This window comes from Stenotrophomonas sp. ATCM1_4, assembly GCF_004348115.1.
GTDB lineage: Bacteria > Pseudomonadota > Gammaproteobacteria > Xanthomonadales > Xanthomonadaceae > Stenotrophomonas > Stenotrophomonas capsici.
In genome coordinates, this window is record NZ_QPFB01000001.1 from 2899427 (window position 1) to 2913060 (window position 13634).

7 protein-coding genes are annotated in these 13634 nt (G+C 66.2%); 4 read left to right on the plus strand and 3 right to left on the minus strand.

Going from position 1 to position 13634, the window contains the following annotated elements:
- Positions 1-106: 106 nt before the first annotated feature.
- Entirely contained in the window at positions 107-1360 is a 1254-nt protein-coding gene (gene glyA / locus ATCM_RS13520; RefSeq protein WP_132865015.1) for a serine hydroxymethyltransferase, read from the minus strand.
- Between the two features lie 237 nt (positions 1361-1597).
- Here glyA and ATCM_RS13525 point away from each other — a divergent pair, with 237 nt between their 5' ends.
- A complete protein-coding gene (locus tag ATCM_RS13525) occupies positions 1598-3292 on the plus strand; it encodes a ShlB/FhaC/HecB family hemolysin secretion/activation protein (RefSeq protein ID WP_132865016.1) in 1695 nt (564 codons plus the stop codon).
- Positions 3293-3302: 10 nt separating this feature from the next.
- On the plus strand, positions 3303-8678 hold the full coding sequence (locus tag ATCM_RS13530; protein ID WP_132866178.1) for an MBG domain-containing protein: 5376 nt from the start codon (positions 3303-3305) through the stop codon (positions 8676-8678).
- A gap of 129 nt (positions 8679-8807) precedes the next feature.
- Here ATCM_RS13530 and ATCM_RS13535 read toward each other — a convergent pair whose 3' ends face one another.
- Entirely contained in the window at positions 8808-9272 is a 465-nt protein-coding gene (locus tag ATCM_RS13535; protein ID WP_132865017.1) for an RcnB family protein, read from the minus strand.
- 217 nt (positions 9273-9489) lie between these two features.
- Between ATCM_RS13535 and ettA the strand changes: the two genes are divergently transcribed.
- Positions 9490-11154, plus strand: coding sequence for an energy-dependent translational throttle protein EttA (ettA, locus tag ATCM_RS13540; RefSeq protein ID WP_132865018.1), 1665 nt, complete (start codon positions 9490-9492; stop codon positions 11152-11154).
- A gap of 280 nt (positions 11155-11434) precedes the next feature.
- Positions 11435-12751 carry an NCS2 family permease gene (locus ATCM_RS13545; RefSeq protein ID WP_132865019.1) on the plus strand — a complete coding sequence of 439 codons (1317 nt, stop codon included), beginning with the start codon at positions 11435-11437 and terminating at the stop codon, positions 12749-12751.
- Positions 12752-12779: 28 nt separating this feature from the next.
- Here ATCM_RS13545 and ATCM_RS13550 read toward each other — a convergent pair whose 3' ends face one another.
- Positions 12780-13565, minus strand: coding sequence for a DUF3667 domain-containing protein (locus tag ATCM_RS13550; RefSeq protein WP_132865020.1), 786 nt, complete (start codon positions 13563-13565; stop codon positions 12780-12782).
- Positions 13566-13634 lie beyond the last annotated feature (69 nt).

Here is a 13634-nt window from a genome sequence, read left to right on the forward strand (position 1 = left end):
AAACCCCGGGATGGAGCAAGGCTGCCCGGCCCGGGGTCTGGCCGCCATCACCGCGGCGGTCCCTTCAACGAACCAGTGCCTGCACAGAGCCGGCACCGGTAAACCGTCAACCGTAAACCGGGTACTGACGGCACTGCAGGGTGACGTTCTCACGCACGCCGGCAATGACGTTCTCATCGCCCGGGTTGTCCAGCACGTCGGCAATCCAGTTGGCCAGCGCCACGCAGTCCGCTTCCTTGTAGCCGCGGGTGGTGATGGCCGGGGTGCCCAGGCGCAGGCCCGAGGTCACGAACGGCGAACGCGGGTCGTTCGGCACCGAGTTCTTGTTGACAGTGATGTGGGCCTTGCCCAGCGCGGCCTCGGCGTCCTTGCCGGACACCTCCTTGCCGATCATGTCCACCAGCATCAGGTGGTTCTGGGTGCCGCCGGAGACGATCTTGTAACCGCGCGAAATCAGCGTGGTGGCCATCGCCTGGGCGTTCTTCACCACCTGCTGCTGGTAGGCCTTGAATTCCGGCTCCAGCGCTTCCTTGAAGGCCACCGCCTTGGCCGCGATGACGTGCATCAGCGGGCCACCCTGGATGCCCGGGAACACGATCGACTGCAGCTTCTTCTCGATTTCCTCGCCCGCGTCCTTGGCGATGATGATGCCGCCACGCGGACCGCGCAGGGTCTTGTGGGTGGTGGAGGTCACCACGTGGGCGTGTTCGATCGGGTTCGGGTAGACGCCGGCGGCAACCAGGCCGGCCACGTGCGCCATGTCCACGAACAGATAGGCACCGACCTTGTCGGCGATGGCGCGGAAGCGCGCCCAGTCCACGACCTGCGAGTAGGCCGAGAAGCCGGCCACGACCATCTTCGGCTTGTGCTCCAGCGCCAGGCGCTCGACTTCGTCGTAATCGATCAGGCCCTGTTCGTTCACGCCGTACTGGATGGCATTGAAGATCTTGCCCGAGGCGTTGACCTTGGCCCCGTGGGTCAGGTGGCCGCCATGGGCCAGGCTCATGCCCAGGATGGTGTCGCCCGGCTGCAGCAGCGCGAAGTAGACGGCCTGGTTGGCCTGCGAGCCGCTGTGCGGCTGCACGTTGGCGTAATCGGCGCCGAACAGCTGCTTGAGGCGGTCGATGGCCAGCTTCTCGGCGATGTCCACGTACTCGCAACCGCCGTAGTAGCGCTTGCCCGGGTAACCCTCGGCGTACTTGTTGGTCAGCTGGCTGCCCTGGGCTTCCATCACCGCCGGGCTGGCGTAGTTCTCGCTGGCGATCAGCTCGACATGGTCTTCCTGGCGCTGGCACTCATCGGCGATGGCCTTGGCCAGTTCAGGGTCGTAGGACGCAATACGGACTTCACGCGAGTACATCGTCAGCTCCAGGAGATGGGCGAGGGAACTGCCGATTGTAGCCGTTCCTGCGGGCCCGCCCCCGCGCGCGGGGCTGCCTTCCCGGCATCACCCATTCGCCGACAAATAGTGAGCCAAGTCACATTTCGAAGCAATTACCTGAATTCGCTGATCGATCCTGCCGGCTTCTTACGGTTAACAGGGTACAGGCGGGCGTTTGCCGCCTGCCCCTGATCGATCTCCAAGGAACACGTCCCGATGCCCCGCCCCGCCTGCAGCACGCATGAGTCCCTCCCCCCACGCCGGATCGCCCCGGTCCGCGCGACGCTGCTGGCCGTGGCCCTGGCTGGCCTGGCGGCCACGCTGTCCGTGCCGGCACAGGCGGCCGATCCGTCACCGGCCGTGGCAACGGTCCAGGTCGCCCGGGTCCAGGTGGAGGGGGTGGGTGAACACCCCGACAGCGGCATCAGCCCGGCGGGGATCGAGGCGCTGGCCAATCAGGCACTGCGCGCGCTCGGCCCGGATCAGCCCCTGGACCTGAGCTTGGCCCAGATCGAGCAGATCACCGCGCGCATCACCCAGGCCTACCGGGATGCGGGTTTCCTGGTATCGGTGGTCTACATCCCGCCCCAGCAGGTCGGCGACAGCCAGACGCTGACGCTGAAAGTGATGGAAGGCCGGGTCGGCCGGGTGCTGGTACAGGGCAGCCAGCGCTACCGCGAAGATCAGCTCACCGCCAGCAGCCTTGGGCTGATTGGCCGGCCGTTGCGCCGCAACGAACTCGACCGCGCCCTGCTCTACGCGCGTGACCTGCCCGGCGTATCGGTCACCTCGGTCCTGCAGGCAGGCCAGAACCCCGGCGAAACCGACATCGTGCTGGTGGCCACCGACAGCGCGCGCCCGTACGAGATCACCGCCGGGCTGAGCAACCACGGCACCGACAGCACCGGCAAGTACCGGGCCGAGCTGGGCATCAGCGCATTCAACGCATTGGGCGCGGGCGATGTGCTGGCCGCCAGCATCGGCTACGGGTTGGACCCGGCCGACAGCTGGCAGGCGGCACTGTCACTCAGTGTGCCTTCGGCACAGGTGCAGGGACTGAGCGCCATCGCCGGCGTCAGCCGCAGCGAGATGGAGTTGAACACCGGCCCGTTGGCGGCGTTGGAAATCACCGGCCCCACCACGATGTTCTACGCCGGCAGCGACTGGAAATTCATCCAGCGCGCCAACCTGCAGGTGCAGGCCTCGGCACGCTGGATCCACGAGGATTCCAAGCTCGAAGGGCTCGGCTTCCTGCTCTCGCGCCACACCTTTGACGTCCTGGACGCCGGCCTGAGCCTGCGCCATACCGACCACCGCTGGCGCGGCATGAACCTGGCCCAGGTGTCGCTGCGCAAGTCGGTCAATGACGAATCCTCGCCGATGAACTGGCTGTACACCTCGCACGCGCCGTACTTCTGGGTGGCCCGGGCAAGCGTGGCGCGCCTGCAGGCCCTGCCCCACGACCAGCGCCTGCTGCTGCGTGGCAGCGCGCAGTTCACCGATGACGCGCTGACACCGATGGAGCAGTTCAGCGTAGGCGGCCCCACCAGCGTGCGTGCCTACCCGCTGTCCACGGCGCTGGGCGACCGTGGCGTGCATGCCAGTTTCGAGTACCAGGTCAGCGCCCCGGGCTTCGCCAACAAGCCCTCGCCGTTCAATGGCCGCCGCTGGGGTGACCTGCTTGATGTGAATCTGTTCTACGACTGGGGCCGCACTTCGCCGGCGCCGGACAACCGCCGCTTGGGCGCATTGCCCATCACGCTCGAAGGTGCCGGCCTTGGCCTTGGCCTGCGCCTGCCGTGGCAGCCGGAACTGCGCCTGGACGTGAGCGCGGCCAAACCCACCGGAAGCTACCGCGGCAGCGACGGCCGCAGCACCCAGTACTGGGCGCGCATCAGCACTACTTTCTGAGGACACCGCCATGAATCGCATTTACCGCCTTGTGTTCAACAGCGCACTGCGCCAGGTCCAGGTGGCGTCGGAAGCTGCCAGCGGTGGCCGGATCGTCGCCCGTGGCCGACGCACGCAGGCGCTCGATCGCCCACGGTTGAAACCACTTGTCCTGGCCCTGGCGCTGGCCTGGGCAGGTGGCGCACAGGCCCAGGTGCTGCCGAGCAATCCGGTTGTGGTGCAGGGCACGGTAAGCATCGCCAATACCCCCAACACACTGCAGGTGACGCAGACCGGCAACCGCGCGCTGATCAACTGGAGCAACTTCAGCATCGGCCAGAACGGCACGGTGAACTTCATCACCCACAATCCGTCCGCGGTCACGTTGAATGTCGTGATCGGAAATCTGGCCAGCCAGATCGACGGCGTGCTGAATTCCGATGGCCATGTATTCCTGATCAATCCGAACGGCATCACCTTCGGTGGCAATGCGCACGTCAACGTTGCCGGGCTGCTCGCCACGACGTTGTCGCTGCAGGACCCGGACGTTCCCATCTACGATTTCCGGCGTGGCGCACATCCGGGCGCGGCGGTGTTGAACCATGGCCAGATCAACGCCAATGGTGGCCCGGTGCTGCTGGCAGGGGCGGCCGTTGGCAACTACGGCACCATCCAGGGGGGCCACATCGGCCTGGTCGCCGCGGACCGGATGGTGGCGTCCTACGATCCTGCCGCGGGCATGAGCTACTACATCGTCGATGCCGTGGATGACGCCCCGCTGGGGCCGGGTCCGGTGCTGGTCAACACCGGCACCTTGCAGGCTTCGCAGGTCAACCTGCTGGCGCGTGTGCCGACGGGCAGCAGTGCGATCGCGCTCAACATGGGGGGCGTGATCGTCACCGATACGCTGGTGGCCAATGCCGGTGGCGGCGCCCTGGCAGTGGGAGCGAACATCGAGGCCACGCAGACCAGCCTCATCAGCGATGGCTCGCTGCAGCAGACGGGCGGCACCATCGATACCAACACGCTGGCGCTGCAGACCGGCGGCGGTGCATCGTTGAACGCCAGCGGCAACACCGTTTCGTTCATTGAAGGCAGCGTCGGCACCAACCTGGTGTTGGGCAACAACCGGACCCTGTCGCAGCTGGGTGCGCTGAGCGTCGGAGGTGACGCCACCTTCAACAATGGCCCGCATGCGATCACCCTGAGCAACGCCAACAACACGTTCTCGGGCGGGGTGAGGCTGGAAGGCGGTACCACCACGATTTCCAGCAACGGTGTGCTCAAGCTGCGCGCGGCCGAAGTGCAGTCGCTGACGGCATCCGCCATCGGCATCGAACTCAATGGCTCCTTCAACAGCACCGGTGACCAGGCCTACAACGGCGAGGTGACACTGACCGGCAATGCCAGCCTGTCATCGAGTGCCGGGAACATCGCGTTCAACGGTTCCGTCAACGGCGGTGGCAACCTGCGGGTCGATGCGAAGGACGAAGTGCGCTTCGGCGGGATCGTCGGAGGGGCTACCCGGCTGGGGAGCGTGGAGGTGGTGAGCGGTGATGCCACCCTGAACGGGAGTGTGTATACGTGGGGCATGCAGCGCTACGCCGATGCCGTGAGGCTCGGCGGCAGCGTGTCGCTGAGCAGCAGCCTGGGCAGCGACATCGTGTTCGGCAGCACCATCGATGGTGCTTACAACCTGCTGGTACAGACCGATGGCACGACCCGGTTCGGGGGCACGGTCGGCGGCAGCTCGGCGCTGGCCACCCTGCGGCAGGACGGGGGAACCTTCGAGCTTGGCGCGAATGTCAATACCATCGGCCTGCAGACCTATGAGAAGGTCAAGCTTGTCGGCGATGTCAACGTGGCCAGCCTGGGCGGTGGCGACATCCGCTTTGATGGGGCGGTCAACGGAGGGCATGCATTGGCGACCTCCACCACCGGTCAAACGTATTTCACGGGTTCCGTTGGCGGGTTGGACGCATTGACGTCGCTGACCGCCGGTGGTGGTGGCGTGACGCTGCTGGGCGGCAATGTGACCACCACGGGCAATCAGCGCTACCTCGATGCAGCAATGCTGGTCGGCAACAGTACGCTGACCAGTACCGGCTCCGGCACCATTCAATTCAGCAAGCGACTCGACGGCAACTTCAACCTGGCGGTGAACACGGCCGGGCAGAGCATTTTCGATGGCACTGTCGGCTTCTATACGCCACTGTTGTCCTTCAGCAGTGATCTGCCAGGCAGCACGCGGATCGGCACCCAGTTCCGCAGCGTGGGTGGCATCGTGTTCAACGATATGCTGGAGCTGGGTGCGAATACGGTGGTGACCAGCACCACCGGCAGCGTCCGGTTTGGCAACATGATCTCCGGTGGCGGCTGGGACCTGCGCGTTGGCGGGGCGACCGGAACGCGCTTCGACAATGATGTCCAGGCCAACATGCTCACCGTGGAAGGCAACGGCACCACCACGCTGGCGGGGGATGTCACCGTCGCGGATGCGGCGCAGTTCAACCGCCCGGTGCTGCTTGCCGGTGACGTGGCAGTGAGCGGGCAGAGCGTCGTCTTTGGCGGAAGCATCGATGGCGGGCACGCACTGGACATCACCGCCGCGGCGGTGAATGTCGCCAGCCACATCGGCGGCAGCACCCCGCTGGCCTCCCTGGCCGTGGACGCCGGCACGCTTGCGTTGTCCGGGACGGTGACGACCAGCGGCGCATTGTCGTTGGTATCCACCGGCAATCTGGTCCAGGCCGGAGCATTCCAGGCCGGTGGTCCGGCCAGCTTCCAATCCGACGGCGACATCACCCTGGAAAACGCGGGCAACCGCTTTTCCGGCAAGGTCACGTTGAGCGGTGAGGACGTGAGCCTGTATGCCAGCAGCGGGCTGGACATGGACGGTGTGCAGGCGGAAACGCTGGTCGCGACGGCGGTCGGACGCCTGGATCTGTCCGATGCCGTGGTCAACGGCGATGTGACGTTGACGGGCGATGGGCTGGGGTTAGCGCAGGTACACGTGGGCGGCGACCTGGTTGCCGACAGCACGACCGCGATCACGCAGAGTGGCAGCCTTCAGGTTGACGGCACCAGCACGCTGGATGCGGACGGCGACATCACGCTGCGGGATGCAGGCAATGTGTTCACCGGGGCAATGGATATCAGCGGCGAGGCGGTGGCGATCACCGCCAGCAGCGGCCTGAACATCGGCGCACTGCAGAACGGCACCAACAAGGCAGTGGAACTGATCGCCGGGGGCCAGTTGAGCGTGGCGCCTGCGATCAACACCGGCAATGCCAGCCTGCGCCTGAGTTCGCTGGGCGGCGCGCTCACCATTGCAAACGCGCTGTCCGGCGGGCAAGTGAGCCTGAACGGCGCCTCCGGCCTCACCCTGGCGGCTGATGTGACCGGTGCGCAGCTGTCATTGAGCAGCCAGGGGGGATCGATCATGCAGGCGGCGGGCAGCCTGTTGGCCGCCGGTACCACGACGCTGTACGCCGGAAACGCGATCAACCTGGGAATGATTGGCAACAGTTTCGGTGGCGATGTAAGCGTGAACGCGGGGGATGTCCTGCTTCGCACCGGACAGTCCCTGTCCCTGGCCGACGTCACGGCAAACCGTCTCGAGGCGCTGGCGGGCACTGGCCTGACGGTCAGCAACGCGGATACCACCGGTGATGCGGCATTGGATGGCGGAAGCGGCCAGCTCCTGCTTCGTGGCGTCACCACAGGAGGCGACCTGACGGCAAAGGGCACCTCCATCGGCCAGGGCAGCACCCTCTACGTCCATGGCGACAGCAGCTTCCTGGCCGGCGGCGACGTCCTTCTCAACAATGCCGGCAACTTCTTTGGAGGCGTCATGGACATCAACGCCTCCAATGCCCACATCATCAGCGGCGGTGAGTTGGTACTGGGCGAGGTGACAGCCGGCACGCTCGCCGCCCGGGCGGACACCGGCCTGCGCCTGACCGGCCACGTCGTCGCAGACAACGTCGACCTTGCCACCGCGGGCATCTTCGACAACCGTACCGGCGCCGACGCCATCCAGCTGAACGGCAACGGCCGCTGGAACATCTACCTGGACTCCCCGCATCAGGCGCATGCCTTCAACAACCTGGACAGCGGCAACACCGCCGTCTGGAACACTGCAGCGTTCGGCAATTCCAGTGCAACCGGCAACCGCTATGTGTTCGCCTGGCAGCCGACGCTGACGGTTGCCGGAAACACCCTGCGCAAGACCTACGGCGACGTGCTCAACCCTCTGCTGGCCTTCCGCATGCAGGGTGCAATGACTGCCGTTGCCGGAGCATACAAGGGCGACGAATTGGCCAGCCTGTTCAGCGGACTGCCGAGTGTCATCTCGCTGGGCGCCGCTGCCAATGCCAATGCAAGCACCTCGCCCTATGCCGTCACTGTCGGTCCCGGGACACTGGATGCTTCCGCTTCCGGCTATCGGCTGGCCTACACCCCTGGGCAGCTCTTCGTTGACCCGCGCGGGCTCATCATCACGGCCGGCAATGCGAGCAAGACCTACGGGCAGGCATCTTCGCTGGGCGGTTACTCCGTCCATGGCCTGGTCAATGGAGACACGGTGAGCGGGCTGGACCTGCTCAGCAACGGCAGTGCCACCATCGCCAATGTCGGCAACTACGCGATCACCGCCGGCAATGCCTCCGGCATCGGGCTCGGCAACTACGCCATCGCTTACGTCGATGGCCTGCTGTCCGTCGGCAAGGCGACGCTGACCATCACCGCAGGGCCCGGCAGCAAGACCTACGGCCAGGATGGCGGGTTCGGCAACTACAGCGTGGACGGACTGCTCAACAGCGATGCAGTGGCCTCGGTGATGCTGGGCAGCGACGGCGCGGCGGCCAATGCCAGCGTGGGCCATTACGCCATTCACGCCGGTGACGCACGGGGCACAGGCCTGGGCAACTACACCATCACCTACGTCGACGGCCAGATGTCGGTCGGCAAGGCCAACCTGGTCATCACCGCCCGCGATGCCAGCAAGCGCATGGGCCAGGCGCTGCTGCTGGACGGCTACACCGTCGAGGGGCTGCTCAACGGTGACCGCGTCGAGGGGCTCGACCTTTCCAGCGACGGCAGCGCCGCCAACGCCGAGCCGGGGCGCTACGCCATCCTCGCCAGCGCCGCGCGGGGCGACCGCTTGGCCAATTACGCGATCAGCTACCAGGAAGGAACCCTGGACGTTTCGGGGATCGCCTCGGAGGTGCAGGCCCGCATTGCGCGGGAGATTGCCGCAAACGCGGCCAGGCCGGGCAGCCGCGCCCCCACCGGGCCAGCCGTCGATGCACCGCTGTACCGGGCCATCGGCGAGGGCATCGCCCGCCCGGGCGACGCCTGCGTCCACATGGGCGACATCCGCTGCCTCAGCCACCAACCGGAATGACCGACGGGCGGGCCAGGACGCTGCGCCGTTCTCCCCTGCCCGGGTCACCGGGGCCTCGTCCCGCCCCCTGAACGCAGAAGGCGCATCCCCTGGATGCGCCTTCTGTCATTCATGCCCGCGTGGATCAACTCAATGGTTGAACACGATGTCGGCGATGATGCCGGTGGCGATGGCCACCATCAGCAGGTTGCCGCGGTCATCGCGGATCCAGCGGTGGCCATGCGGGGGGCGACGCACGTGGTAGCGGTCATAGTCGTTGACCACGTAGACCGGTCCACCGTAGTAGTTGCTGTAGCGGTAGCCACGCTGGAAGCCGTAGGGCTGGTAGACCACCCGACGCGGCGGGTCGTAGTAGCGACGGTCGTTGTAGCGGGCGTCACGATAGCCCTCACGGTAGCCGGCGTTGTAGTGGCGGCGGTCATCGCGCCATTCACGACGGTCATGGCCGCGACCGCGGTCATGGCCCCGGCCCCGGTCATCCCACCCATGGCGCCCGCGGTCGTGGTCACGGTCGCCTGCCGCGAAGGCCGGTGCGGTGGCACCGAAGGCCAGTAGGGTAGTCATCGCGGCGACAACTAGACGGTTCATCTTCATGGGTGGCCCTCACAGGTTGGGTGGACGGTTTCCATCATGCTCACGTCATCTGAACGGATTCCGGCTGGAAACGGTTACGGATCTTTCCTATTCACAAATCAGCAAGCCCTCGCGGGCCGGCCGGCCCCGGCCGGCTTCCGGCTATAATCGCCCATTCCCTTTTGCCCTGGGCCCTGTCCATGCCGGACCGGGCGCGGGCGTGCGCTACGGAGACTTCATGTCCTCGCAATACATCTACACCATGAACCGCGTCAGCAAGGTGGTCCCGCCCAAGCGGCAGATCATCAAGGACATCTCGCTGTCGTTCTTCCCGGGCGCCAAGATCGGCCTGTTGGGCCTGAATGGCGCCGGCAAGTCCACCGTCCTGAAGATCATGGCCGGCGTGGACACCGATTTCGAGGGCGAGGCCCGCCCGCAGCCCGGCATCAAGGTCGGCTACCTGGAGCAGGAACCGCGCCTGGACCCGGCCCAGACCGTGCGTGAAGCGGTCGAGGAAGGCGTGGGCGAAGTGCTCCAGGCCCAGGCCGCGCTGGACAAGATCTACGATGCCTACGCCGAAGAAGGCGCCGACTTCGACGCCTTGGCAAAGGAACAGGAACGGCTGGAAGCCATCCTGGCCGCCGGCGATGCCCACACCCTGGAGAACCAGCTGGACGTGGCCGCCGACGCCCTGCGCCTGCCGCCATGGGACGCGGTGATCGGCAACCTGTCCGGCGGTGAGAAGCGCCGCGTGGCGCTGTGCCGCCTGCTGCTGCAGAAGCCGGACATGCTGCTGCTCGACGAACCGACCAACCACCTGGACGCCGAGTCGGTGGAATGGCTGGAGCAGTTCCTGGCGCGCTACACCGGCACCGTGGTGGCCGTCACCCATGATCGCTATTTCCTGGACAACGCCGCCGAGTGGATCCTGGAACTGGACCGCGGCCGCGGCATTCCGTGGAAGGGCAACTACACCGAATGGTTGATGCAGAAGGACGAGCGCCTGAAGCAGGAAGACAACCAAGAGAAGGCCCGCCAGAAGGCGATCCAGAAGGAACTGGAGTGGTCGCGCCAGAACGCCAAGGGTGGCCGCACCAAGGGCAAGGCCCGCCTGGCCCGCCTGGAAGAGCTGCAGAGCGTTGACTACCAGAAGCGCAACGAGACCAACGAAATCTTCATCCCGCCGGGCGAGCGCCTGGGCAACTCGGTGATGGAGTTCAAGAACGTCTCCAAGAAGTTCGGCGAGCGCCTGCTGATCGACAACCTGTCGATGATCATCCCGCCGGGTGCCATCGTCGGCATCATCGGCCCGAACGGTGCCGGTAAGTCGACCCTGTTCAAGATGATCACCGGCCAGGAAAAGCCGGATTCGGGCGAGATCGTGGTCGGCCCGACCGTCAAGCTGTCGTACGTGGACCAGAGCCGCGACGCGCTGACCGGCAACCACAACGTGTTCCAGGAAATCGCTGGCGGCCTGGACATCCTCAACATCAACGGTGTGGAGATCCAGTCGCGCGCCTACATCGGCCGCTTCAACTTCAAGGGCCAGGACCAGCAGAAGCTGGTGGGTTCGCTGTCCGGTGGTGAGCGTGGCCGCCTGCACATGGCCAAGACCCTGCTGCAGGGCGGCAACGTGCTGCTGCTCGACGAACCGTCCAACGACCTGGACATCGAAACCCTGCGTGCGCTGGAAGACGCGCTGCTGGAGTTCCCGGGCAACACGTTCGTCATTTCGCATGACCGCTGGTTCCTGGACCGCATCGCCACGCACATCATCGCCTTCGAAGGCGACTCGCACGTGGAGTTCTTCCAGGGCAACTACCGCGAGTACGAAGAGGACAAGAAGCGTCGCCTGGGCGACGATGCCGGTCCCAAGCGCCTGCGCTTCAAGGCGCTGAAGTAATACCCGACAGACGGCCGCCCAGTGCGGCCGTCTGCTTTTTCTGCCTGACCATCGTCGCACTGGGCTTCATGCTTCGAGCCCCTCTTCCGCGAGCGGGAGAGGGGTTGGGGTGAGGGCACGTTGTTCGAGGATGGGGCAGGAAGCAGAAGCCCCTCATCCGCCCCTTCGGGGCACCTTCTCCCGCACGCGGGAGAAGTGAAGCAACAGCGGTCTCGGCAACGCACGTTCTCCCGCAGGCGGGAGCGGGAACGCAGAAGTCCCTTTTCACCGGCCCCACCCCATGTCCCTGTTAGACCGCTTTTTCAAACTCCAGCAGCACGGCACCAACGTCCGCACTGAGGTGCTGGCCGGGCTGACCACCTTCCTGACGATGTCCTACATCGTCTTCGTCAATCCCGAGATCCTCGGCACCACCGGCATGGACCCGGGCGCGGTGTTCGTGGCGACCTGCCTGGCCGCGGCTGTGGGTTCGGTGGTGATGGCGCTGGCCGCCAATTTCCCGGTCGGCATGGCCCCGGGCATGGGCTTGAACGCCTTCTTCGCCTTCACCGTGGTTGGCGCGGCCGGCCTGCCCTGGCAGCAGGCGCTGGCGGCGGTGTTCATCTCCGGCGTGGTGTTCTGGGTGCTGACCCTGACCGGCGTGCGCGCCTGGCTGGTGGCCGGCATCCCGGCGTCGCTTCGCTCGGCCATCGTAGCCGGCATCGGCTTGTTCCTGGCCATCATCGCGCTGCAGAAGTCCGAGGTGATCGTCGCCAACAGCGACACCATGCTCACCCTGGGCCCGCTCAACACCGCTCCGCCACTGCTGGCGCTGGGAGGCTTCCTGCTGATCGCGGTGCTGGAAGCGCGCAAGGTCCGTGGCGCGATCCTGATCGGCATCCTCGCCGTGACCGGCGTGGCTTGGGCGATCGGCAGCGTGCAGTACCAGGGCATCGTGTCGCTGCCGCCGAGCCTGGCGCCCACCTTCCTGCAGCTGGACCTCCCCGGCCTGCTCCACCACGACGGCGGCGCGCCGCTGGCGGTGTTGCTGCAGGTGGTGCTGGTGTTCGTGCTGGTGGAAGTGTTCGACGCCACCGGCACGCTGTACGGCGTGGTCGGCCGTGCCGGCCTGCTCAAGCTGGACGATGGCAACAAGCGCTTCGGCCGTGCACTGCTGGCCGACAGCACCGCGATCGTCGCCGGCTCGCTGCTGGGCACCAGCTCCACCACCGCCTTTGCCGAAAGCGCCTCCGGCGTGCAGGTGGGTGGGCGCACCGGCCTGACCACGTTGGTGGTCGCCGCGCTGTTCCTGGCCGCGCTGCTGTTCTCGCCGCTGGCCGAAATGGTGCCGTCCTACGCCACCGCCCCGGCGCTGCTGTTCGTGGCCGGCCTGATGCTGCGCGAACTGGTCGAGGTGAAGTGGGACGACCTGACCGAATCGGTGCCGGCCGCGCTGTGCGCGCTGGCGATGCCGTTCACCTATTCCATTGCCAACGGTCTGGCGTTCGGCTTCATTGCCTATGCTGCGTTGAAGGCCGGCACCGGGCGCTGGCGCGAAGTGCGCCCGGCGGTGTGGCTGGTGGCCGGGCTGTTCGTGCTGCGCTACGCGCTGGAGTGACCCGGCCAGCGCGGCCGGACACCCGCGTTCAGTGGCTCAGCAGCACCACGATCACGGCAACAACCGTGGCCATCGTGCTGAGCACCGAGAAAGTGCCCAGCGCCAGCAGTGCACGCCACAGGGTCGACCAGATCGGCCGGCCCTTGAAGAACTGCACCAGCGAAACGGCGCTGTAAGCCGAGCCCAACAGCGCCGCCAGGACCTGCGTCTGCGGCAGCCAGCGATGCACCAGCACCAGCAGCGACCAGATGACGAAGACCTGCACCGTGAGCAGGGTGGTGATCACCAGCCATTCGGGATAGTTCAGTTTGCCGAAACGGCTGAACACCACGCGGAAGATCAAGGCTTCCAGCGGCAGCAACATCAGCGTGAACACCGCGAAATGCGATTCGATCCACGCGTTCACGCTGCGGAACGACGCCGCCAGCTTCGCCAGCTCAGGTGGTACCCCCGGACCCGCCCCCAGTGCATCCATGGCGGCACTGTCCATCACGCCTGCGCCTGTGATCAGGCGGTTCAACAACAGCACCGCGGCAGCCGTCATGGTGATCAGCAGCACCGGTTTGACCTGGTTGCCGCGGCGGCCTTCGATGTAGTCGCGCAGCAGCTTGCCCGGCTGCAGCATCAACTGCTTGAGCGAGTACAGGATGCCGCGGTCCATGTGCAGCACGCTGTGCTCCAGCTCATGGCCGAGGAAATGCCAGTCGATGCGATGCACCGGCGTGGGCTGGCCACAGCCCGGGCAGAACTTCTGGTCGGCACCGCCGACCGCGCGGCCACAATTGATACAGCTTGCGTCGACGTGCATCCCCATGCACTGCCCCCTTGTTGGCAAGGCGGCATTCTAGAACGGGCCTCGGCCAGGCCGCCATCGCCCTGCCCG